This is a genomic window from Streptomyces sp. NPDC041191 (assembly GCF_055591945.1).
In genome coordinates, this window is record NZ_JBVIZC010000011.1 from 76,893 (window position 1) to 99,338 (window position 22,446).

A 22,446-nucleotide genomic window follows, 5' to 3' on the forward strand; every position below is an offset into this window, starting at 1 on the left:
AGGGCTCCTCGAAGGTTCTGTACCGGGGTATGTGATGCGCACGGCGTACCGTAGGCCCGCGGAAACAGGTACCGTTGAAGCCCTACGGGCCGGTCTCTCCGTCGAGAGCCCGTTCCGAACCATGAACGCGTGTCAAGACTCTGGGGCCATCGAGCCCCGTCACCGAGGGGGTCGAGCCATGGGGCGCGGCCGGGCAAAGGCCAAGCAGACCAAGGTCGCCCGCCAGCTGAAGTACAGCAGCGGCGGGACGGACCTGACGCGTCTGGCCAATGAGCTGGGCGCTTCGACTTCGAGCCAGCCGCCGAATGGCGAGCCGTTCGAGGACGACGACGAGGAAGACGACCCGTACGCCCAGTACGCGGATCTCTACAACACGGACGACGAGGACGAGGACGACCGGTCCGGTCCTTCTTCGTCCCCGCGTCGCGCTTGACCTTCTGCATCACCGAAACCCGGCCCGGTACGCCCCGGCCGGGTTTCCGTGCTGTCCGCGTGCGCCCGGAGCGCCGCCGCTCCCCCCGCCCGGAGAGCCGGATCGGGGGCACCCCTGAGGGCACCCCCGATCGATGACGCCTCCCGGTCTCAGCGCGCGTAGTCCCCGACCAGCTCGGCGCCGGTGGCGCGGTCGCCGCGCTCGGTGATCTCGCCCGCGACCCAGGACTCCACGCCCCGGTCCGCCAGCGTCGTCAGGGCGACGTCCACCGCATCGGCCGGTACGACGGCCATCATGCCGACGCCCATGTTGAGGGTCTTCTCCAGCTCCAGGCGCTCCACCCGCCCGGCCGTGCCGACCAGGTCGAAGACCGCGCCCGGGGTCCAGGTCGACCGGTCGACGGTGGCGTGCAGGCCGTCCGGGATCACCCGGGCCAGGTTGGCGGCGAGGCCGCCGCCCGTGATGTGGCTGAAGGCGTGGACGTCCGTGGTGCGGGTGAGGGCCAGGCAGTCGAGCGAGTAGATCTTCGTCGGTTCGAGCAGCTCCTCGCCGAGCGTCCGGCCCAGCTCCTCGACCCGCTGGTCCAGGGTCATGCCCGCGCGGTCGAAGACCACGTGCCGCACGAGCGAGTACCCGTTGGAGTGAAGACCGGAAGAGGCCATGGCGATGACCGCGTCACCCGTACGGATGCGGTCGGGGCCGAGGAGGCGGTCGTGTTCCACGACGCCCGTGCCCGCGCCGGCCACGTCGAAGTCGTCCGGGCCGAGGAGGCCCGGGTGCTCCGCGGTCTCGCCGCCGACCAGGGCGCAGCCGGCCAGGACGCAGCCCTCGGCGATGCCCTTGACGATGGCGGCGACCCGCTCCGGGTGGACCTTGCCCACGCAGATGTAGTCGGTCATGAAGAGCGGTTCGGCGCCGCAGACGACGATGTCGTCCATGACCATCGCGACCAGGTCGTGGCCGATCGTGTCGTACACGCCCATCTGGCGGGCGACGTCGACCTTGGTGCCGACGCCGTCGGTCGCGGAGGCCAGCAGGGGACGCTCGTAGCGCTTGAGGGCGGAGGCGTCGAAGAGGCCGGCGAACCCGCCGAGGCCGCCCAGGACCTCGGGGCGCCGCGTCTTCTTCACCCACTCCTTCATCAGCTCGACGGCGCGGTCGCCCGCCTCGATGTCCACGCCCGCGGACGCGTAGCTGGCGCCGCCTTCGGCACTGGGGGTCTCAGACATGGGTTGAGAACTTTCGTGTCGTTACTGCGGGTGCGCAGCGGGGTCTCACGGGCGACGGAGCGCGTCGGAGGCCGCGGTGGCCGCCGGTCCGGCCGCCAGCTCGGTCTCCAGGAGCTGCTTGCCGAGCAGCTCGGGGTCCGGCAGCTCCATCGGGTACTCGCCGTCGAAGCAGGCGCGGCAGAGGTTCGGCTTCTGGATCGTGGTCGCCTCGATCATCCCCTCCAGGGAGATGTACGAGAGCGAGTCCGCGCCCAGCGACTTGCCGATCTCGTCGACCGACATGCCGTTGGCGATCAGCTCGGCGCGGGTCGCGAAGTCGATGCCGAAGAAGCAGGGCCACTTGACCGGCGGGGAGGAGATCCGGATGTGGACCTCGGCGGCACCGGCCTCGCGGAGCATCCGGACCAGGGCGCGCTGGGTGTTGCCGCGGACGATCGAGTCGTCCACGACCACGAGCTTCTTCCCCTTGATGACTTCCTTGAGGGGGTTCAGCTTCAGCCGGATGCCCAGCTGGCGGATGGTCTGGGAGGGCTGGATGAAGGTGCGCCCGACGTAGGCGTTCTTCACCAGGCCGGCGCCGAAGGGGATGCCGGACGCCTCGGCGTAGCCGATGGCGGCCGGGGTGCCGGACTCGGGCGTCGCTATCACCAGGTCGGCCTCGACGGGCGCCTCCTTCGCGAGGCGGCGGCCCATCTCCACGCGGGAGAGGTACACGTTCCGGCCGGCGATGTCGGTGTCCGGGCGGGCCAGGTACACGTACTCGAAGACGCAGCCCTTGGGCTTCGCTTCCGCGAATCGTGAGGTGCGGATGCCGTTCTCGTCGATCGCGATCATCTCGCCCGGCTCGACCTCGCGGACGTAGCTGGCGCCGCAGATGTCGAGGGCGGCGGACTCCGAGGCGACCACCCAGCCGCGCTCCAGACGGCCGAGGACCAGCGGGCGGATGCCCTGCGGGTCGCGGGCCGCGTAGAGCGTGTGCTCGTCCATGAAGACGAGGGAGAAGGCGCCCCGGACGTCGGGGAGGACCTTCGCGGCGGCCTGCTCGATCGTGAGCGGCTCGCCGTCCTCGTCCACCTGGCCCGCGAGGAGCGCGGTGACCAGGTCGGTGTCGTTGGTCGCGGCGACCTGGGTCGCGCGGCCTTCCCTCTTGGGCAGGTCCGCGACCATCTCGGCGAGCTGCGCCGTGTTCACCAGGTTGCCGTTGTGGCCGAGCGCGATCGAGCCCCGGGCGGTCGCCCGGAACGTCGGCTGCGCGTTCTCCCACACGGAGGCACCGGTGGTCGAGTAGCGGGCGTGACCGACCGCGATGTGACCCTGGAGGGAACCGAGAGAGGTCTCGTCGAAGACCTGGGACACGAGGCCCATGTCCTTGAAGACGAGGATCTGGGAGCCGTTGCTGACCGCGATTCCCGCGGATTCCTGGCCCCGATGCTGGAGGGCGTAGAGCCCGAAGTACGTGAGCTTTGCGACCTCTTCACCCGGAGCCCAGACCCCGAAGACGCCGCAAGCGTCCTGGGGGCCCTTCTCGCCGGGAAGCAGATCGTGATTGAGTCGACCGTCACCACGTGGCACGTTTCCGAGTGTAGACGGGCTCGACCACTGGTCCGAATTGGCGAAATCCCGCGACTCCCTCCTTGTGGGATCGCATGAATTGATCATCTCCGGCTTGGAGGGGCCTACAAGCCAGGCGGAACAAGGGATCCCGGTCCCCGGGTTCCGGCGCGCGGACCCCCGTACCGGCCCGCGAAATTCCCCGTGATGTGACGGAGTTCGCAGTCCCCGGGCGTTCCCGGGGGATTCCGGGGGCGTTCCGGGGATCCCTTCGGGGTCCTCCCGGGGCCCTTCCGGGGGTCCTCCCGGGGCCCTTCCGGGGTCCTTCCGGGGTTCTTCCGAGGGCTCGCAACACTGCCGCAACAGCGCCGCCACACCCGGTCCCGGGGGGCGAGACGGTCGTTGACAGGTACGCGGACGCCGGACGAAGCTCCAGCCCATGCAGCCCCCGCGTGACCGGTCGGTCACCCTCGTCCAGCGCCGACACGTGCACCTCGTCCGTGTCACGAGCGCCGGCTGTCGCCGCGCCTGACCGGCTTCCCGGTCTCCTTCCCCCTTCTCTCCTCCGCCTTTCCCCCGCCTTTCCCCCGTTTTTCCCCGTTTTTCCCGTCTTTTCCTCCGCCCGCCCGGCGCCGCCACCGGGCCCGGAGACGTACCCGCACGCCCGTCTGGAGACCCCCATGTCCACGCCCCTGTCCCGCCGTGCCCTCGGCGGTGCCGCCGCCGGAGCCGCGGCCGCCGCCGCCCTCGGCGTCACCGCCGCCCCGGCCCAGGCCGCCGCGCCCGAGGAGCGCGACTTCCGCGCCGCGCGCCCCCGCCGCCACTCCCCGCGCCCCAACATCCTCTTCATCCTCGGCGACGACCTCGGCTGGGCCGACCTCTCCTCGTACGGCTCCCCGCACATCCGCACCCCGCACCTCGACCGGCTCGCCCGCCAGGGCGTCCGCTTCACCGACGCCTACTCCGGCTCCGCGACCTGCTCCCCGACCCGCTTCAGCCTCTACACCGGCCGCTATCCGGGCCGTACGAAGGGCGGTCTGGCCGAACCCATCGCCGACCGCTCCGTCGGCCTCGAACCCACCCATCCCACGCTCGCCTCGCTGCTCCGCGACTCCGGGTACGCCACCGCCCTCATCGGCAAGTGGCACTGCGGCTACCTCCCCGACTACTCCCCCACCCGCTCCGGCTGGGACGAGTTCTTCGGGAACTTCGGCGGGGCCCTGGAGTACTACTCGAAGCTCGGCCTCGGCGGCGAGTACGACCTCTACGAGGGCGACGCCGCGTACAAGGACCTGCGCTACTACACCCGGATCCTCACCGAACGGGCGAGCGAGTACGTCGCCCGCGACCACGACCGGCCCTGGCTCCTCAACCTGAACTTCACCACTCCGCACTGGCCGTGGGTCGCCGACGGCGACAAGGGGACGAGCGACGAGATCGTCCGCCGCATCAAGGCCGGCGACGGCCGTGCCCTGTGGCACCAGGACGGCGGTTCGGTCGAGAAGTACGGACAGATGGTCGAGGACCTCGACCGGTCCGTCGGCAAGGTCCTGGACGCGCTGCGCCGTTCCGGCCGGGAGCGCGACACCCTCGTCTTCTTCGCCAGCGACAACGGCGGCGAACGCTTCTCCTACAACTGGCCGCTCACCGGCAACAAGGGCTCCCTCCAGGAGGGCGGCATCCGCGTCCCGTCGATCCTGCGCTGGCCGGCCCGGATCGACGGCGGCCAGGTCAGCCGCCTCCCCGTCTTCACCCCCGACTGGACCGCCACCCTCCTCGAACTGGCGGGCGCCCGGCCCGACCCGGCCCACCCGCTCGACGGCACGAGCCTCGCCCGGTACCTGCTGCACGGCGACGAGGTGCCCGAACGGGACCTGTTCTGGCGGGTGCGGGGGGAGCGGGCCCTGCGCCGGGGCGACTGGAAGTACTACCGGGGGAAGACCGGCCGCGACCAGCTCTTCCACCTCGCCGGGGACGCCCGCGAGCAGGCGGACCGGGCGGCCGCCGAGCCCGGACTCACCGCCTCGCTGCGGAAGGCATGGGAGCGGATCGACGCGGGGCTCCTGCCCTACGGACCTGCCTGACCCGCCCTGACCCGCCCTGACCTGGCGGCCCGCCCTACCGGCCGTCGGTCGCGGCCTCGGCCTCGACCGCGACCGCGGTGAAGCCCTCGCCCGAGGCGTCGGTGAGGGTCAGGGCGCGGTGGTCGATCCGGTACGAGAGCGGGCCGTCGAGGAGTTCGTACAGCTTCGTCTCCAGCGTCATCTGCGGACTCGCGCACATCATGCGCGTGGTGGCGGCCGGGCCCTCGATCGTGAGGGTCGTGGCGTCGTTCCTGGCGGACGCGGAGAAGTTGTTGCAGCCCAGGTTGCCGGTGACCCGGCCGTCCTCGCCCACGACGAACCGCGCCTTGCCCGCGCTGCCGGCGGGCAGCGAGGTCGCGGTCTTCCCGGAGACGAGCCCGTCGATCTTCCAGGTGGTGCCGCGCAGGGGGGCGGGACGCTCGGCGGTGAGCGCGAGGGCGTTCCGTCCGTCGGGCGAGGTCAGGGTGAGCGTGTCGTTCCCCAGCACGCCCTTGAGCCGCCCCGAGAAGACCTTGACCAGTTCCTTCTCGAACCGCATCCGGTCGGCGGAACAGGCCATCTCGGTCATCGGGCCCGGGGAGGCGGTGAGGGTGTCGCCCCGCACCGTGACGGTCGCGTTGAAGGTGTTGCAGCCGCCGCTGCCCGTGACGCGGCCGTCCTTCCCGAACGTGACGCGGGCGCCGTCCGGGGCGCCGGACGCGCTTCCGCCGACGGTGACCCTGTCGACGGTCCAGTGCGTGCCGGTGAGCGGGAGGTCCGGGGAGACGGTGCCCGCCCCGGGCCCGGAGCCGCGACCCCCCTCCGTACCGCAGGCGGTGAGCAGGAGGGCCGGGAGGAGCGGGACCAGGACGACGAGTGCGCGTGGCTTCGACATGGGGATGGGACGGGGGGACGGACGAGACGGTTCCCCTCCCTTCCCCGAGTGCCACCCGTACGGATCATCCCGACAGGGGCGGGGGCCCTCCCGTACGGGTGGCCCTCTCAGGGTCGGCCGGCTCCCCCGTACGGGTCACCCCATCAGGGGCAGCAGGCCCGCCAGGTCGGCGCGTTCGCCGCTCGCGCTCACCCGGGCCGCGTCCCGCTCCGCCGCCCACCCCGTGCGCCCGGTGGCCAGCCTGATCCAGGTCAGGGGGTCCGTCTCGACCACGTTCGGCGGGGTGCCCCGGGTGTGCCGGGGGCCCTCCCCGCACTGGACGACCGCGTACGGGGGAACCCGGACCTCGACCGCGCCGCCCGGCACCCGCGCCGCGAGCACGTCCGCGAGGAGGCGGGTGCAGGCGGCCAGGGCCTGCCGGTCGTACGGGATGGCGGCCCCCGTCGCGTCGTTCAGGTCGTCGGTGTGGACGACGAGTTCGACGGCCCGGGTGACGAGGAAGTCCCCGAGGGTCATGGCGCCGAGGCTCAGCGGCAGGAGCCGCTCGCCGCCCGCGCCCGCCACCGCCGCCTCGTAGTCGTCCCGCACGCGCGCGTAGAGGGCGGGCAGGTCCGCGGCGTCGAGTCCGCGCGTGTGCGCGTCGATCCGCCCGGCGGCCTCCGCGGTCCTGGACGGCCAGTCGAGCAGAGCCAGTTCCCGCGCGGCCGGTGCGGGGGCGGCGAGCAGCCGGGGCACGGAGTCGACCATCCACGCGACGTGCGCCGCCAGGTCCCGCACGGTCCACTCCCCGAGCCGGGTCGGCCCGTCGAGCTGCGCGGTCGTGAACGCCTCGACGGCGTCCCGTACGTGCCCGAACTGGGCGAGGACGGCCGCCCGGGTCTTCACGGGGTCGTAGCTGCGGGTGCGCTTCTTGGCCGGTGGCATGGAGCGAGGGTACGGGAAGGCCCCCGCCCGGAACCGAAGGTCCGGACGGGGGCCCGCGTACCGCTGCCGCTGCGACGGATCAGGCCAGCAGGCCCGGGATCGTCGCCTCGTGGGCCGTGCGCAGCTCCTCCAGGGAGAGGACGAACTCGCCCTGCACGTCCACCGCGTCGCCGTCCACGACGCCGATCCGGGTCGCCGGCAGGCCCCGCGCGCCGCACATGTCGGTGAAGCGGAGCTCCTCGCTGCGCGGGACGGCGACGACCGCGCGGCCCGCCGACTCGCTGAAGAGGAAGGTGAAGGCGTCCAGGCCCTCGGGGACGACGAGGCGGGCGCCCCTGCCGCCGCGCAGGCAGGACTCGACGACCGCCTGTACGAGGCCGCCGTCGGAGAGGTCGTGCGCCGCGTCGATCATGCCGTCGCGGGAGGCCGAGATCAGGATCTCGCCGAGCAGCTTCTCCCGGTCGAGGTCCACGGCCGGCGGCAGGCCGCCGAGGTGCTGGTGGATCACCTCGGACCACGCCGAGCCGCCGAACTCCTCCTTGGTGTCGCCGAGCAGGTAGAGGAGCTGGCCCTCTTCCGCGAAGGCGATCGGGGTGCGGCGGTTGACGTCGTCGATCACGCCGAGGACGGCCACGACGGGCGTCGGGTGGATCGCCACGTCACCGGTCTGGTTGTACAGCGACACGTTGCCGCCGGTCACCGGGGTGCCGAGCTGGAGGCAGCCGTCCGCGAGGCCGCGGGTGGCCTCGGCGAACTGCCACATCACGGCCGGGTCCTCGGGCGAACCGAAGTTCAGGCAGTCCGAGACGGCGAGCGGCTTGGCGCCCGTGGCGGCGACGTTGCGGTACGCCTCCGCGAGCACGAGCTGCGCACCCGTGTACGGGTCGAGCTTGGCGTACCGGCCGTTGCCGTCGGTCGCCATGGCCACGCCCAGGTTCGACTCCGCGTCGATCCGGACCATGCCCGCGTCCTCGGGCTGCGCCAGGACCGTGTTGCCCTGCACGAACCGGTCGTACTGGTCCGTGATCCACGCCTTGGACGCCTGGTTCGGGGAGGAGACGAGCCTGAGGACCTGGTCCTTCAGCTCCTCGCCGTTCCGCGGCCGGGGCAGCTTGCCGGCGTCGTCGGCCTGGAGCGCGTCCTGCCAGTCCGGGCGCGCGAACGGCCGGTGGTAGGTCGGTCCCTCGTGGGCGACGGAGCGCGGCGGCACGTCCACGATCTGCTCGCCGTGCCAGAAGATCTCCAGGCGCTCGCCCTCGGTCACCTCACCGATGACGGTGGCGATGACGTCCCACTTCTCGCAGATCTCCAGGAAGCGCTCGACGTGCTCGGGCTCGACGATCGCGCACATGCGCTCCTGCGACTCGCTCATGAGGATCTCCTCGGGCGAGAGCGTCGCGTCGCGCAGGTGCACCTTGTCGAGGTCGATCCGCATGCCGCCGGAACCGGCGGAGGCCAGCTCGGACGTGGCGCAGGAGAGCCCGGCGCCGCCGAGGTCCTGGATGCCCGCGACCAGCTTCTCCTGGAAGATCTCCAGGGTGCACTCGATGAGGAGCTTCTCCTGGAAGGGGTCGCCGACCTGGACGGCGGGGCGCTTGGTGGGCTTCGTGTCGTCGAAGGTCTCGGACGCGAGGACCGAGACGCCGCCGATGCCGTCGCCGCCCGTGCGGGCGCCGTACAGGATGACCTTGTTGCCGGGGCCCGACGCCTTGGCGAGGTGGATGTCCTCGTGCTTCATCACGCCGATGCAGCCGGCGTTGACCAGCGGGTTGCCCTGGTAGCAGGAGTCGAAGACGACCTCGCCGCCGATGTTGGGCAGGCCGAGGCAGTTGCCGTAGCCGCCGATGCCGGCGACGACACCGGGCAGCACGCGCTTGGTGTCGGGGTGGTCGGCCGCGCCGAAGCGCAGCGGGTCCACGACCGCGACCGGGCGGGCGCCCATGGCGAGGATGTCGCGGACGATGCCGCCGACGCCGGTGGCCGCGCCCTGGTAGGGCTCGATGTACGAGGGGTGGTTGTGCGACTCGACCTTGAAGGTGACCGCGTACCCCTGGCCGACGTCCACGACGCCGGCGTTCTCGCCGATGCCGACGAGCATGGCGTCGTTGGCGGGGACCTTCTCGCCGAACTGCTTCAGGTGGACCTTGCTGCTCTTGTACGAGCAGTGCTCCGACCACATGACGGAGTACATGGCGAGTTCGGCGCCGGTGGGACGGCGGCCGAGGATCTCGCGGATGCGCGCGTACTCGTCCTCCTTGAGGCCGAGCTCCTTCCAGGGCTGCTCGCTGTCCGGCGTCCCGCTCGCGTGCTTGACGGTGTCGAGGCTCATTACGCGTTGACCAGCTTCTTGAGGATCGAGGTGAAGAAACCGAGACCGTCCGTCTTGCCGGTGCCGATCAGCGGCTCGACGGCGTGCTCCGGGTGCGGCATGAGGCCGACCACGTTGCCCGCGGCGTTGGTGACGCCCGCGATGTCACGGAGCGAGCCGTTGGGGTTCACGTCGAGGTAGCGGAAGGCCACCCGCCCCTCGGCCTCCAGCTCGTCGAGCACGCGCTCGTCGGCGACGTAGCGGCCGTCCATGTTCTTGAGCGGGACCTCGATCTCCTGGCCCCGGACGTAGTCCGAGGTCCAGGCGGTCTCCGCGTTCTCCACCCGCAGCTTCTGGTCGCGGCAGATGAAGTGGAGGTGGTTGTTGCGCAGCATCGCGCCCGGCAGCAGGTGGGCCTCGGTGAGGATCTGGAAGCCGTTGCAGATGCCGAGGACGGGCATGCCCGCCTTCGCCTGCTCGATGATCGTCCCCATCACCGGCGAGAAGCGGGAGATGGCGCCCGCGCGCAGGTAGTCGCCGTAGGAGAAGCCGCCGGCCAGGACCACGGCGTCGACCTGCTTGAGGTCCTTGTCGCGGTGCCAGAGCGGGACGGGCTCGGCCCCCGCGAGGCGGGCGGCGCGCAGCGCGTCCTGGTCGTCGAGCGTTCCGGGGAACGTGACGACGCCGATGCGTGCGGTCACGACTCCACCTTCACGACGAAGTCTTCGATCACGGTGTTGGCAAGGAAGGTTTCGGCCATCTCGTGGATGCGGGCGAGGGCGGCGTCGTCGACCGGCCCCTCCACCTCCAGCTCGAAGCGCTTCCCCTGACGGACGTCGGCGATTCCGGCGAATCCCAGGCGGGGCAGTGCACGCTGCACCGCCTGCCCCTGGGGGTCGAGGATCTCCGGCTTGAGCATGACGTCGACTACGACGCGTGCCACTGGCACTCCCGGTGGTGTGTTGCGTGGGCGGTTCCCTCAGCGTACCTGCCTCCAAATTCTACGCGGGTAGAGATCTGAAGGTTCCTACAAATGACCGGGCCGCAAGACCCCTTCGCCCCCTCGTCGCCAGAGGTTCCCCAGCAAAATTCACGTTAAATATTGCGGACCTCATTGCGCCGGGACACGCTGAAACAATTGGCGGGGCTTCCCCCTGCGACACCTGCACCTGTACAAAGGTTTCCAGAGGAAAGCAGCATTGTCCCGGCACAGCCGAACGGTCGGCATCGCCGCACGTCAGGAGCGCCAAAAGCGCCCCACGACCCCGGCAGCCGCAGGAAAGGACCGATATCCGTGGCTCAGCGTGTGGTGGTCACCCTGTCCGATGACATCGAGGGTGGAGAAGCGGCTGAAACGGTCGTGTTCGGGATCGACGGGAAGATGTACGAGATCGACCTGAATGCTGCCAATGCAGAGAAACTCCGCGAGACCCTCGCGCCCTACCTGGCGGCCGGGCGCAAGCTCCCCGCCCGGGCCGGCGCCGACGACCGGAACCAGCCCTCCGGCCCGTACACGCACACCGCCCTCGCCCCCGCCCCCGCGGCGGTCCGCGCCTGGGCGCAGTCCCACAAGCTGGAGGTGCCCGCGCGGGGCCGCATCCCCAAGCGGGTCTACGAGGCGTTCCGCGAGGCGAGCTGACGGAGCGGCGGGCGGGGACGGCGGGGCTCGAAGACCCGGGAACGCCCCGGGACGCCCGAGGCCGGTTCTCGGGGGTGGACCCGGGCGCGGGACGCGGGTGCGCGGCGCCCGCCCCGGGCCGCGGCCGGCCCGGGGCGGGCGCCGATTTGCATTGCCCCCCCGATGATCCGCTAGAGTCTGGATCACGCCGAGGGGCGAGGCCGGAAGGCCCCACTCCGAGGAGCGTGCGGGTGTAGTTCAGTAGTAGAACATCCCCCTTCCAGGGGGAAGGCGCAGTGTGCGATCCCTGTCACCCGCTCTGCATCGCGTTACCGGCCACTCTGGTGGATCAGGTAGAGTGGTGCTCGCACCGCCCAGTGAAAGCTGAGCGGCAGCAATGCGGACGTGGCTCAGTTGGTAGAGCATCACCTTGCCAAGGTGAGGGTCGCGAGTTCGAATCTCGTCGTCCGCTCAGGGAGCGAAGGCCCCGGTTCTCAGGAACCGGGGCCTTCGTCGTGTTTCCTCCGCCCCGGCGTCGCCGCGCTCGTTCTGCGGGTGCCCGCCACGGACGGTGTGACGGTGGCCACGTCCGTACGGGGCGGGCCGCCCGACCCGTCCGTACCGTCCGCGCCGGAAACCGTTACGCGGAAACGGAGTTGGTGGCCGAGGCCGTCGCCGTGGGGAACTCCCCGCCGCCGTGAAGCCCGGCGCCGGGAACCGGCGGACGGCGGCGCGTCTCACGCGGGCGAAAGGTTGGGTATAGTGGTCCCCGCGCTACGGCGCATGCGGACGTGGCTCAGTTGGTAGAGCATCACCTTGCCAAGGTGAGGGTCGCGAGTTCGAATCTCGTCGTCCGCTCCACGAAGAAGCCCCCGGTCGATCCGACCGGGGGCTTTCTCGTACCCGCGCGGGCCTCAGCTCCAGGTGTTGCCGGTGAGGCGCTCGTACGCCTCGATGTACTTGGCCCGGGTCGCGTCCACGACCTCCTGCGGGAGCGCCGGCGGGGGCTGCTCGCTCCGGCGGTCCCAGCCGGAGGCCGGAGAGGTCAGCCAGTCCCGTACGAACTGCTTGTCGTACGAGGGCTGGGGGCGGCCCGGCTGCCACTGGTCGGCCGGCCAGAAGCGCGAGGAGTCCGGGGTGAGGACCTCGTCCGCGATGACGAGCCGGTCGCCGTCCGGAGTGCTCTCGAAGCCGAACTCGAACTTGGTGTCGGCCAGGACGATTCCGCGCTCACGGGCGATGTCCCGGGCCCGGGAGTACACGTCGAGGGTCGTCCGGCGCAGCAGCGCGGCCCTCTCGGCGCCGACCTGGCGGGCGACCTCCTCGTACGACACGTTCTCGTCGTGGTCGCCCACGGCCGCCTTGGTGGCCGGGGTGAAGATCGGGCCGGGCAGCTCGGAGCCGTCGGACAGCCCCTCGGGGAGCGCGAGTCCGCAGACCGTGCGGGACTCCTCGTACTCGGCCAGGCCCGAACCGGTGAGGTAGCCGCGCGCGACGCACTCGACCGGGACCATGTCCAGCGACCTGCAGACCAGGGTGCGGCCCGCCCAGTCGGCGGGGGCGCCGGCGGGCAGGTCGGTGGAGAGGACGTGGTGCGGGACCAGGTCGGCGAGCCGGTCGAACCACCACAGGGAGAGCCGGGTGAGGACCCGTCCCTTGTCGGGGATCTCGGTGGGCAGCACCCAGTCGTACGCGGACATGCGGTCGCTCGCCACCATCACGAGGTCACCGGCCTCGTTCCGGTACAGGTCGCGCACCTTGCCCGTGTGGAGATGGGTGAGGCCCGGGACCTGGACGGGCTCGGGCTTTTCTACGAATCCGGACACGGTTCCTCCGCGTAGGTTGATCCAGGAGCCCCACGATTCTCTCGTACGGGCGCGGACCACCGGCGGGCGGGCTCTCCGGCGCGGTCAGTCCCGCTTGCAGATCCGGTCGAGGAGGTTCGCGGTGGCGCGCTGGACACGGGCGTCGACGTGCCCCGGACGGTCGAGCGCCGGCGACCAGGCGAACGTTCCGGAGGCGAAGACCCAGGCCCCGGACGGGGCCCGGTAGAGGGACGTCTCCTGGTGGCGCAGGGCCCCTTCGCCGTCCTGGTAGGGCGAGTGCGCGAGCAGGATGCGGCTCTCGTGCTCGGGGAGCGCCGTGCGCGGGAAGTAGCGGTCCGCCTCGCCCGCGACCAGGCCCGGGATCTCGTCGCCGTCCCCGGCGCCGGTGGCCTCCCAGAGCCAGTGCCCGGCGTTCCGCACGACCAGCGGGTGCGGTTCGGGCACCCGGCCCGCGTACTGGATGCCGAGGAGCTGCTGTTCGGGCCGTCCCGCCTCGCGCCAGAGGGCGGGCCGGCCCGGCCCGCGCCGCTTGCGGCAGGTGAGGAGCCGGTCCGGCACGCCGGAGGGCGAGGGGCCCAGCTCCACCTGCCAGTACATGGTGTTGGCGGAGAGGAAGACGAGCGAGGTGCCCAGGTCGCGGGCGCGCTCGGCGGCCCGGCGCATCGGCACCGACCAGTACTCGTCGTGGCCGGGGAAGACCAGGCCCCGGTAGCGGCCCGGGTCGATCCGGCCCGCGTGCAGGTCGCGCGTCTCGGCGTACGCCAGGTCGTAGCCGTAGCGCTCGGCCCAGCGGATGAAGTCGTAGGCGTGCCCGACGTGCAGCGGGAGGCCCGCGCCCGCGTAGGGGCGGTCGAAGGAGACGGTGACGGCCGCCTCCTCCTCGCCCAGCAGCCGGCCGTCCTCGTCCCAGGCGTGGTAGAGGCTGGCGCCGGTGCGGCCGTCCTCCGGGTAGAGGTTGTACGCCTGCCAGGTCACGTCCGGGAGGACGAGGAGCAGATCGGCCGGGTGGTCGTCGCGGACCGTGAAGGGGACGTGGGAGCGGTGCCCGTCGGCGGTGGTGAGGACGGCGACGTACGCGCCGGTCGACCAGTAGCTGGGGACCTGGAGCCGCCAGGACTGCCACCAGTGGTGGCAGGAGACCGTGCGGTCGGCGGTGAGCGGGGGCGGCTGGACGATCCCGGAGATGCGCGGACTGGTGGTGATCTTCGAGGCGCCGACGCCGCTGTAGTGGCCGATCCGGTAGATGTCGACCGAGAACTGCTGCGGCGGGTCCACGGTGATGTGGAAGTCGATCGACTCGCCCGGCGCGACGGCCCCGCGGGCCGCGAAGCCCTTGATCTGGCGCCGGACGTCGTCCGCCGTGCGGGGGCCGCCACCGCCGCCCCGGGCCAGGACCTCGTCCGCGTACCAGGGCACGATCTGACCGGTGTCGTCGAAGTAGTTCTCCGAACCGCGCAGCCAGGGCAGCGGGCCCTGGCCGAACGGGTCCGACACGGCGTGCGCCAGCGCGCCCGACTCCCACCGTCTGATCTGATCCGCCCCCATGATGCGCCCCTCCTCGACTCCCCCGGTCCGCCGGCCCGTGGCCTGTGGTGTCTCTCCCGGCCCGTGCCACCCGGTCGTGCCGCCCGGTCCGTACCGCTGGGTCGTCCTGCTCGATCGTCCTGCTCGGTTGTGCCGTCTGGTTCGTGCCGCTCGTCGCACGCTGCCCGGTGCGCGCCGGCCGGCGCGTGCCGATCGGTGGGTGCCCGCCGGCGTACGCCGTGTGGTGGGTGACGCCTGGTGGGCGCTTCCGGTTCGCGCTTCTGTCAGCGATGGCCTCCAGCACATCACATAACGCGCGCACTCCGTCACCGTTCGTCGTGAATTGACGAGAACGGAAGTCAAAGTTTCGGTTTTGCTTCTGGCCTATGCCCCGGGCCCACGCCCCGGCCCCGCGGCCCGTCACGTGTCAGACGAGACGCACGGGCTTCTCGGGGCGTACGCCGGTGCGCGCGATCCAGTCCCGCAGCGGCTCGGGGTCCCCGTCCTCCACGAGGGCGAGAACGCGAGGACCGAGGTCCGCCGCCCGCTCGCCGCCGACGAGGAGGGCGGGACCGTCGAGCCAGTCGAGTCCGGGAACGGCCTCCGCGGTGTCCACGGCCGCGCAGCAGACCATCGCGGTGACGTGGTCGGCGAGCAGGTCGCGGCCGCTCCGGGGCGGCTGGAGCGGGAAGAGCGGGAGCGGCCCGTCGGGGCCGGTGACGCCCGCGTACGGGGCGGTGTCCGGTGCCGGGCCGGCCTTCGTCCCGCTCCGGGCGCGCTCGGCGGCGGCGACCCTCGCCTCCCGGGCGGCCTCCTCGCGTGCGAGCAGGGCGCTGAGGGCTCCGGCGAGCGCGTCGGCGGCGGGGTTGACGGACACGTCGTCGGGGGTGCCGGGGGTGCCGAGGGCGTCGGGGTCGTCCGGATCGCCCGGAGCTGCTGGATCCTCCGGCGCCGTCGGGTCGCCGTCGGGGTTCCCCCCGTCGGGGGCGGCGGGGCCGGAGCCGGTCGTGGTGCCGGTCTCCGTCCTCGCGGCTCCCGGCTCCTCCCGTGCGGCCCCGGGGGCCGGCTCCGCCGTCAGGTGGTCGATCACCCGGGCCAGGGTCGGGCCCTCGGCGGGCGGGAGGACGGAGGCGGACCCTGCCGTACCGAGTCCGTCGAGGGCCCGGTGGAGGCGGGCCGCGTCCGTGCGCCACTTCCGGTCGACGACCTCCTCCGGGTACTGGCCCCACTCCACGGGCGACCAGTCGGGGCCGGGCTCGGCGGGACCGCCGTGGAAGAGACGGGCGGCCAGCAGCGAGGTGGCCTCGTCGACCGCGCCGGGCTCCTCCAGGAGGTCGCAGGCCGGACGGTCGCCCAGCCGGGAGGAGAAGCCGTCCGCGAGCCGGTCGCGGCGGGACAGCTCGGTCAGCGCGGAGACCACGCCCGCGTCGAGCCCGGTGGGCCAGCGGCCCATGCGCCAGGCGGGCAGCGCGACCCGGGTCAGGAGACGGTCCCAGCCCGCGTAGGCCAGGCCGACCTGCTCCTGCGCCACGATCCGTACGCCGTGGTCGACCCCCTGGGCACGCTCCGAGCCCGCGACCGCCACCCCGCGCTCCATCTCGGCGGCGTGCCCGCGACAGGCGCGCAGCAGGACACGGGCGACCTGTCCGACACCGCGGGCGCCGAGCCGGCGAACCGGGTCGAGGCCCGGGTCCCGGGGCACGGCGACGGCGGCGTCGAGGCCCCGGACGAAGCGGCGGGCGGCGGCTATGTCCGGGTGGGCGGCCGGGCCCGTACCGGCGACGACGGGGGCGAGGACCGCCCGCAGCTCGCCGACGCGCATCCACCAGAGGAAGGGCGAGCCTATGACCAGGACGGGAGCACCGCCGCCGCCCGCCCCCGGGGCCCGGCGGGTCCGGGCGGTCAGGTGGGTGCGGTCGGCCCGGCGGGTGCGGTGGGCCCGGCGGGTGCGGTGGGCCCGGTGGGTGCGGTCCTCCAGCCAGCTGTCGCAGTCCGGGGTCAGGGCTATCGCGGCGGGCGGCGGGACGCCGAGCCGGTCGGCCAGGTCGCGGACGAGCCGGTACAGACCGGGAGCGGCCGTCTCGGCCAGGTCCACGGTCGGTGTGGCGGCCGGGCGGGCACGGGCGACGACGAGGGCGACGGCCGTGGCGGCGAGCAGGACGACGACCGCGAGGACGGTCACGACCCGGCGGGCCGTGTCCCAGCCCGTACCGGCGAAGTGGCCGGTGACACCGCCCGCGTGCAGGACGACGGCCACCGCGGCGGGAAGCACCGCGAGGCCCAGTGCCCTGCCGCGGACGCGGAGGACGGCGAGGGCCCGGGAGCGCGCGGCGCGCGCACCCCACTCCTCGCCGGCGACGGAACCGGTACCGGTCACGCCGTCCATCACCCCCTCCTGCCCTCGACGGGACTGCCCGTGGCGGTGTCGGTCACTCCCCCACTGTGGCACCCGTCACTGACATCGCAATGCCGGTGGGCCAAGTGCCGGAACGCCTTCGCCGCACCCTAGTTGGGGTGGTGGCGGGCGTCATCCGGATGGCTCAGCCGTCACTCGATGGAATGGCTTTGGTCAAAGGTGATGGCGTTCGCGCGGTCGTACGGTCCACCGCACGGCCGAGCGAACGGACCGGGCTCCGCGGGCGGGACCCGGTCCGGGGATCAGGCTCCGGCGGCCTCGCGCGCGATGTCCGTACGGTGCTGGGAGCCGTCGAGCCGGATGCGGCCGACCGCCGCGTAGGCGCGCTCGCGGGCCTGCGCGAGGTCCCTCCCGGTGGCGGTGACCGAGAGGACGCGGCCGCCCGCGCTCACCACGGCGTCGCCGTCCCGCTTCGTACCGGCGTGCAGTACGTACGCGTGCGGGGCGTCCAGCTCCACGACCTCCTCCAGACCCACGATCCGGTCGCCGGTGCGCGGGGTGTCCGGATAGTTGTGGGAGGCGACGACCACGGTGACGGCGGCGTCGTCCCGCCAGCGGAGCGGCGCCTGGTCGGCGAGGGTGCCGTTGGCGGCGTTCAGCAGGACGCCGGCGAGCGGGGTGGCGAGCCGGGCCAGGACGACCTGGGTCTCGGGGTCGCCGAAGCGCGCGTTGAACTCGATGACCCGGACGCCGCGGCCCGTGATCGCCAGACCCGCGTACAGCAGGCCGGAGAACGGGGTGCCGCGGCGGCGCAGCTCGTCCACGGTCGGCTGGAGCACGGTCTCCAGGACCTCGTCGACCAGCTTCGGATCGGCCCAGGGCAACGGGGAGTACGCGCCCATGCCACCGGTGTTCGGGCCCTCGTCGCCGTCGAGCGCGCGCTTGAAGTCCTGCGCGGGCTGGAGCGGCAGGACGGTGGTGCCGTCGGTGATCGCGAAGAGGGAGACCTCGGGACCGTCCAGGTACTCCTCGATGACCACGCGGTCGCAGGCGCGCGCGTGGGCCCGTGCCCGCTCGACGTCGTCGGTGACGACGACGCCCTTGCCCGCGGCGAGGCCGTCGTCCTTCACCACGTACGGAGCGCCGAAGGCGTCGAGCGCCTTGTCGATCTCCTCGGGGGTGACGCAGACGTAGCTGCGGGCGGTCGGCACTCCGGCGGCGGCCATGACGTCCTTGGCGAACGCCTTGGAACCCTCCAGCTCCGCCGCCTCCCGCGAGGGGCCGAAGACGGGGATGCCGACCGCGCGCACGGCGTCCGCGACGCCCGCGACGAGCGGGGCCTCCGGACCGACGACGACCAGGCCGGCACCGAGTTCGGTGGCGAGGCGCGCGACCGCGTCGCCGTCCAGCTGGTCGACGGCGTGCAGCTCGGCGACCTCCGCGATTCCGGCGTTGCCGGGCGCGCAGTGCAGAGCGGTGACGTCGGGATCGAGGGAGAGAGAGCGGCACAGGGCGTGTTCGCGGGCGCCGCCGCCGATGACGAGGACCTTCACGCCAGTCAGGGTAGCCCGCGGAACGGGATGCCCTTCGTACGGGCCACCGAGCGAGACGGCGCTACTCGTTCGTGTATTCCTCCACAACCGTGGCGCCGAGTTCGCGCACGATCAGGTCGTGCCCGGAGAGGGCCGAGTCCACGAGGTCCGGGTCGTCCTCCTCCGGTACGTCGTCCTCGGGCGCCACGGGCCGCGGGGCGGAGGGCGGGGGCGGGACGTACGCGGGCTCCGCCCGTGCGGGAGCGGGCCGCGCCGGGGCGGGCGCGGACTGCGGCTGCGCGGGCGCGGGGGACTGCGGGAAGGAGGGCGCGGGGGCGGCGGACGGACCGGGCGCCGGCCGGCCGCCGCCGCCGCTCCCTCCGAAGCCGCCGCCTCCACCGCTTCCTCCGAAGCCGCCGCCTCCGCCTCCGAAGCCGCTCCCGCCCCCGTTCCCGTTCCCGCTTCCGCCTCCGCCGAAGTGGGCGGCGGCGGGCGGGGGCGAGGCGCCGCCCGAGGGATCGATGATCGCCTCGATCTTCCAGTGGACGTTGAACTGCTCGGCGAGGGCCTGCTTGAGGACGTCCTCGCTGCCGCTGCCGGCGAAGTTGTCGCGCGCGCCGGCGTTGAGGAAGCCGAGCTGGAGGGTGGTGCCGTCGAACCCGGCGACCTGCGCGTTCTGGCTGAGCAGGATCCAGGTGAAACGACGCCTGTTCTTGACGGCGTCGAGGATCTGCGGCCACAGGTTCCGCACCTGGGCGATGTCACCGCCGACGGCGGCGGCGGGCGCGGGGGCCTGCGGGGCGGGCTGTGCCTGCACAGCGGGAGCGGAGGCCGCACCGGGCCAGGCGCCGGGGCCGCCGCCGGGGGCTCCGCCGCCGGGCACGGCCGCGCCCGGCCAGGCGCCGGGCCGGGACGCGGCGGGCGCCTGCGCGGACGCCGTCGGCTGGGGCTGCGGTGGCGCCGGGGACTGCGACTGCTGCGGCTGTACGGGGACGGGCGGGGCCTGCGCGGGAGCGGGCTGGGCCCGTGGGGCGGGCGGGGGCGGGGCCATCGGGGTGTGGGCGTCGGGCCCGGGGACGTACCCCAGGGCGGGCTCGGGGGGGCCGGGCGTGAAGACGGGCGCGGGCGCCGCGGCGGCACCGCGTTCGAGCCGGTCGAGGCGGGCCTGGACCGAGCGCTCGTCGTCGAAGGCGGCGGGCAGCAGGACGCGCGCGCAGATCAGCTCCAGCTGGAGCCGGGGCGAGGTGGCGCCCCGCATCTCGGTGAGCCCGGTGTTCACGAGGTCGGCGGCCCGGCTGAGTTCGGCGGCGCCGAAGACGGACGCCTGGGCCTGCATGCGCTCGATCACGTCGACCGGGGCGTCGATGAGCCCCTTCTCGGCGGCGTCCGGCACGGCGGCCAGGATCACCAGGTCGCGCAGCCGCTCCAGGAGATCGGCGACGAACCGGCGCGGGTCGTTGCCGCCCTCGATGACCCGGTCGACGACCTCGAAGGCGGCGGCGCCGTCCCCGGCTGCGAAGGCGTCGACCACGGAGTCGAGCAGCGAACCGTCGGTGTAGCCGAGGAGCGAGGTGGCCATGGCGTAGGTCACGCCGTCCTCGGCGGCGCCGGCCAGGAGCTGGTCCATGACGGACATCGAGTCACGGACGGACCCGGCGCCGGCCCGCACGACGAGGGGCAGCACGCCGTCGGCGACGGGGATGCCCTCGTGCCCGCAGACCTCGCCGAGGTAGTCCCGCAGCGTGCCCGGCGGCACCAGGCGGAACGGGTAGTGGTGGGTCCGCGACCGGATGGTACCGATGACCTTCTCGGGCTCGGTCGTGGCGAAGATGAACTTCAGGTGCTCCGGCGGCTCCTCGACCACCTTCAGGAGGGCGTTGAAGCCCGCCGAGGTGACCATGTGGGCCTCGTCGATGATGTAGATCTTGTACCGGCTGGAGGCGGGCCCGAAGAACGCCTTCTCCCGCAGGTCACGGGCGTCGTCCACACCACCGTGCGAGGCGGCGTCGATCTCGATGACGTCGATCGACCCCGGCCCGTTCCGCGCGAGGTCCCGGCAGGACTGGCACTCCCCGCAGGGCGTCGGCGTCGGCCCCTGCTCGCAGTTCAGGCACCGCGCCAGGATCCGCGCACTGGTCGTCTTGCCGCACCCGCGGGGCCCGCTGAACAGGTACGCGTGATTGACCCGGTTGTTCCGCAGGGCCTGCTGCAACGGGTCGGTGACATGCTCCTGCCCGATGACCTCGGCGAAGGACTCGGGACGATAGCGGCGGTAGAGCGCGAGAGACGACACGTGTACGAGGTTATAGGCGTCCACCGACAACCCGGGAAAAACGACCGGGGCGGGGAGTGGAGGAGGGGACCACGAGGCGGAACCACTGGGGGACGGTTCCGGAAAGGCCCGAAGTCGCCCGGGACGCCCGAGGGGCCCCGCACGGTGTACGGCGCACCGTGCACGGCGCACCGCGTACGGCAACGTCGACGCCGGCACCGACACCGACACCGACACCGACCGTAACCACGGCTTCGGCCCCGGTCCCGGCCCGGCCCTGCCGGGAAACGCAAGCGCCCCCCACGCACCCGCCAGAGCCGACCTACCCTTGCTGCCTTCCGGCCCTGGGGGAGTTCAGTCAGATAGCGCCGCGTGAGGGGCTCCGCCCAGACTACCCGATCCCCGCCGCCCCCGGACCCACCCCTCCCTTCCGGAACCCGCCGCCGACCCCTCCCCGGATCGAGTTCGCGAGCACCCCCCTCGGTCATGTAATGTTCCCGTCGGAGGATTCGCCTAGAGGCCTAGGGCGCACGCTTGGAAAGCGTGTTGGGGGCAACCCCTCACGAGTTCGAATCTCGTATCCTCCGCCAGTGCCTCACCGGGCACGATGTCGAAGGGCCCCACCGTTCGCGGTGGGGCCCTTCGTCGTTGTCCGCGTTGACCGTTGTCCGCTCCGTTTCCCTCCGGGCAGGCACCGGAGGGCTTCGCAAGCCGGACCGACTCTCCCTCGACGGGCCCGCCACCTCCGCGCACGCGCCCCCTTCCGAGCGGCACCACCGGCTTTTCCGTCCGACGACCCCGCCGCCCTTGGGCCCCCGCCTTCCATGACGACAACAGGGGTTCACCCATGAAGAGCCGTCCGCGAACAGGACGAAGGACGCACACCGCGCTCCCCGTCACGCCGGCCGCCCCTTCCCGTGCCTCCGGAACAAGCACGGGAACAGCCGCCTCGGAAGGCCTGAACCTACTGCGGAAGACCCTTCGCGGCATCAGCCGGACCACTGGCATCGCGAAGCCCGATTTCCCTCTTCGCCCCACATCGACGCGGAAACGGAGAAGGTTCAGCGCCTCACTGCGCATGGGATAGAAAAAGCCCCCCCTGAGGCGGTTCATTTCGTCGCCGACACGCTGCCGATGCACGGGAGTACGGCTACGGATCTTCCAGGAGCGCGAATGGCTCCTCAGGAAGCAGGTCCGCACATCGGGCAACCAACAGGAAGCATCCGTCGTGTTGACTCCGAAACCGTCAACCTTGACATTTCAGCCAACCGCGACGCCCCGCCCTCCCCTGCCCAGGGGTACCGACCACCACCCTTACGGGGTGGACCGTGACGGGGAAGGTCCCCTTCACTGGATCGAGGGTTAATGAACGGAAGTGACGTTCCTGCGAAATCTTTCACGTCTTCATTCCGCTAAGTTTCGCCTCGATCGACCGGCATACGAACAGCAAGGGTTGACGATGAGGAAGATCACCGCAGCGGCACTCACCGCAGGTTTGTTCTTCGGAGGGATGGGTGCAGCTGTGGCCGAATCGGCCTGGCAGGACACAGGGCTTCTCGTCACAGGCGGGGCAGAGCTCAAAAATGGAAGCTACAAGTGGGAGGACCCGGGGAAGATGCGCGGCGCATTCCACATCAAGGGAGCGCTCCGCGACACCGGACTCTCGGACAACCACAACATCTATCTGCAGGTGAAGGTTCACGGTTACGACTGGAACCGGTTCGACGGCACGCAGAAGAAATCCGTCTGGCTCGACAGAATCGTATACGACGGAGCCACTCGGTATACGAACTCGGCCGAAGTGCGCGTGTGCCAGAACCGGGGTTCGCTCCGTCCCGACAACTGCTCGTTCACGAAACAGTACAAGCGGCCCTGACAAAGAATCCACTCATGCGGGAGCCGCCTTCAGCGGCTC

16 protein-coding genes, 4 tRNA genes and 1 other RNA gene are annotated in these 22,446 nt (G+C 72.2%); 8 read left to right on the plus strand and 13 right to left on the minus strand.

Features of this window, described 5'->3' with window-relative positions; genetic code table 11:
* The first annotated feature begins 178 nt into the window (after window positions 1–178).
* Window positions 179–433 carry a DUF3073 domain-containing protein gene (locus ACZ6AQ_RS22130; protein ID WP_388690059.1) on the plus strand — a complete coding sequence of 85 codons (255 nt, stop codon included), beginning with the start codon at window positions 179–181 and terminating at the stop codon, window positions 431–433.
* A 149-nt stretch (window positions 434–582) separates the two neighbouring features.
* Here ACZ6AQ_RS22130 and purM read toward each other — a convergent pair whose 3' ends face one another.
* Window positions 583–1,662, minus strand: coding sequence for a phosphoribosylformylglycinamidine cyclo-ligase (purM, locus tag ACZ6AQ_RS22135; RefSeq protein WP_468761602.1), 1,080 nt, complete (start codon window positions 1,660–1,662; stop codon window positions 583–585).
* Between the two features lie 45 nt (window positions 1,663–1,707).
* Window positions 1,708–3,234: an amidophosphoribosyltransferase gene (gene purF, locus ACZ6AQ_RS22140; protein ID WP_388690062.1), complete on the minus strand. Its 1,527-nt coding sequence runs from the start codon at window positions 3,232–3,234 to the stop codon at window positions 1,708–1,710.
* Window positions 3,235–3,893: 659 nt separating this feature from the next.
* Between purF and ACZ6AQ_RS22145 the strand changes: the two genes are divergently transcribed.
* Complete coding sequence (locus ACZ6AQ_RS22145; RefSeq protein WP_468761604.1) at window positions 3,894–5,297, plus strand: sulfatase-like hydrolase/transferase; 1,404 nt, start codon at window positions 3,894–3,896, stop codon at window positions 5,295–5,297.
* Between the two features lie 34 nt (window positions 5,298–5,331).
* Here the strand turns inward: ACZ6AQ_RS22145 and ACZ6AQ_RS22150 are convergent, their stop codons facing one another.
* From ACZ6AQ_RS22150 to purS, 5 genes are all read right to left on the minus strand, one after another.
* Window positions 5,332–6,171 (minus strand): META domain-containing protein, encoded by an 840-nt coding sequence (locus ACZ6AQ_RS22150; protein ID WP_468761607.1) that lies wholly within the window; start codon window positions 6,169–6,171, stop codon window positions 5,332–5,334.
* 135 nt (window positions 6,172–6,306) lie between these two features.
* Entirely contained in the window at window positions 6,307–7,095 is a 789-nt protein-coding gene (locus ACZ6AQ_RS22155) for a maleylpyruvate isomerase family mycothiol-dependent enzyme (RefSeq protein WP_468761608.1), read from the minus strand.
* A gap of 79 nt (window positions 7,096–7,174) precedes the next feature.
* Window positions 7,175–9,424 (minus strand): phosphoribosylformylglycinamidine synthase subunit PurL, encoded by a 2,250-nt coding sequence (gene purL, locus ACZ6AQ_RS22160; RefSeq protein ID WP_468761610.1) that lies wholly within the window; start codon window positions 9,422–9,424, stop codon window positions 7,175–7,177.
* Window positions 9,424–10,104, minus strand: a complete 681-nt coding sequence (purQ, locus tag ACZ6AQ_RS22165) for a phosphoribosylformylglycinamidine synthase subunit PurQ (RefSeq protein ID WP_388690071.1) — start codon at window positions 10,102–10,104, stop codon at window positions 9,424–9,426. The genes purL and purQ overlap by 1 nt, the downstream gene beginning before the upstream one ends.
* On the minus strand, window positions 10,101–10,346 hold the full coding sequence (gene purS, locus ACZ6AQ_RS22170) for a phosphoribosylformylglycinamidine synthase subunit PurS (protein WP_015035032.1): 246 nt from the start codon (window positions 10,344–10,346) through the stop codon (window positions 10,101–10,103). The genes purQ and purS overlap by 4 nt, the downstream gene beginning before the upstream one ends.
* A 351-nt stretch (window positions 10,347–10,697) precedes the next feature.
* Here purS and ACZ6AQ_RS22175 point away from each other — a divergent pair, with 351 nt between their 5' ends.
* The 4 genes from ACZ6AQ_RS22175 to ACZ6AQ_RS22190 all read left to right on the plus strand — a co-directional run bounded on the left by ACZ6AQ_RS22175 (window position 10,698) and on the right by ACZ6AQ_RS22190 (window position 11,882).
* Window positions 10,698–11,042 (plus strand): histone-like nucleoid-structuring protein Lsr2, encoded by a 345-nt coding sequence (locus tag ACZ6AQ_RS22175; protein ID WP_468761612.1) that lies wholly within the window; start codon window positions 10,698–10,700, stop codon window positions 11,040–11,042.
* A 226-nt stretch (window positions 11,043–11,268) separates the two neighbouring features.
* Window positions 11,269–11,340, plus strand: a tRNA-Gly gene (locus tag ACZ6AQ_RS22180).
* A gap of 80 nt (window positions 11,341–11,420) precedes the next feature.
* Window positions 11,421–11,493 (plus strand) — tRNA-Gly (locus ACZ6AQ_RS22185).
* A 313-nt stretch (window positions 11,494–11,806) separates the two neighbouring features.
* A tRNA-Gly gene (locus ACZ6AQ_RS22190) sits at window positions 11,807–11,882 on the plus strand.
* Between the two features lie 53 nt (window positions 11,883–11,935).
* Here ACZ6AQ_RS22190 and ACZ6AQ_RS22195 read toward each other — a convergent pair.
* The 6 genes from ACZ6AQ_RS22195 to ffs all read right to left on the minus strand — a co-directional run bounded on the left by ACZ6AQ_RS22195 (window position 11,936) and on the right by ffs (window position 20,916).
* On the minus strand, window positions 11,936–12,847 hold the full coding sequence (locus tag ACZ6AQ_RS22195) for a phosphoribosylaminoimidazolesuccinocarboxamide synthase (protein WP_468761614.1): 912 nt from the start codon (window positions 12,845–12,847) through the stop codon (window positions 11,936–11,938).
* A gap of 84 nt (window positions 12,848–12,931) precedes the next feature.
* Window positions 12,932–14,392, minus strand: coding sequence for a N,N-dimethylformamidase beta subunit family domain-containing protein (locus tag ACZ6AQ_RS22200; protein WP_468761616.1), 1,461 nt, complete (start codon window positions 14,390–14,392; stop codon window positions 12,932–12,934).
* Between the two features lie 406 nt (window positions 14,393–14,798).
* Window positions 14,799–16,757: a hypothetical protein gene (locus ACZ6AQ_RS22205; protein WP_468761618.1), complete on the minus strand. Its 1,959-nt coding sequence runs from the start codon at window positions 16,755–16,757 to the stop codon at window positions 14,799–14,801.
* 272 nt (window positions 16,758–17,029) lie between these two features.
* A complete protein-coding gene (gene purD / locus ACZ6AQ_RS22210) occupies window positions 17,030–18,280 on the minus strand; it encodes a phosphoribosylamine--glycine ligase (RefSeq protein ID WP_388690080.1) in 1,251 nt (416 codons plus the stop codon).
* Between the two features lie 61 nt (window positions 18,281–18,341).
* Complete coding sequence (locus ACZ6AQ_RS22215; RefSeq protein WP_468761620.1) at window positions 18,342–20,552, minus strand: DNA polymerase III subunit gamma and tau; 2,211 nt, start codon at window positions 20,550–20,552, stop codon at window positions 18,342–18,344.
* Between the two features lie 265 nt (window positions 20,553–20,817).
* An RNA gene (ffs, locus tag ACZ6AQ_RS22220) (signal recognition particle sRNA small type) lies at window positions 20,818–20,916 on the minus strand.
* 117 nt (window positions 20,917–21,033) lie between these two features.
* Here ffs and ACZ6AQ_RS22225 point away from each other — a divergent pair.
* Together ACZ6AQ_RS22225 and ACZ6AQ_RS22230 are read left to right on the plus strand one after the other, a co-directional pair.
* Window positions 21,034–21,121 (plus strand) — tRNA-Ser (locus tag ACZ6AQ_RS22225).
* 869 nt (window positions 21,122–21,990) lie between these two features.
* On the plus strand, window positions 21,991–22,407 hold the full coding sequence (locus ACZ6AQ_RS22230) for a hypothetical protein (RefSeq protein ID WP_468761622.1): 417 nt from the start codon (window positions 21,991–21,993) through the stop codon (window positions 22,405–22,407).
* Window positions 22,408–22,446: the final 39 nt, after the last annotated feature.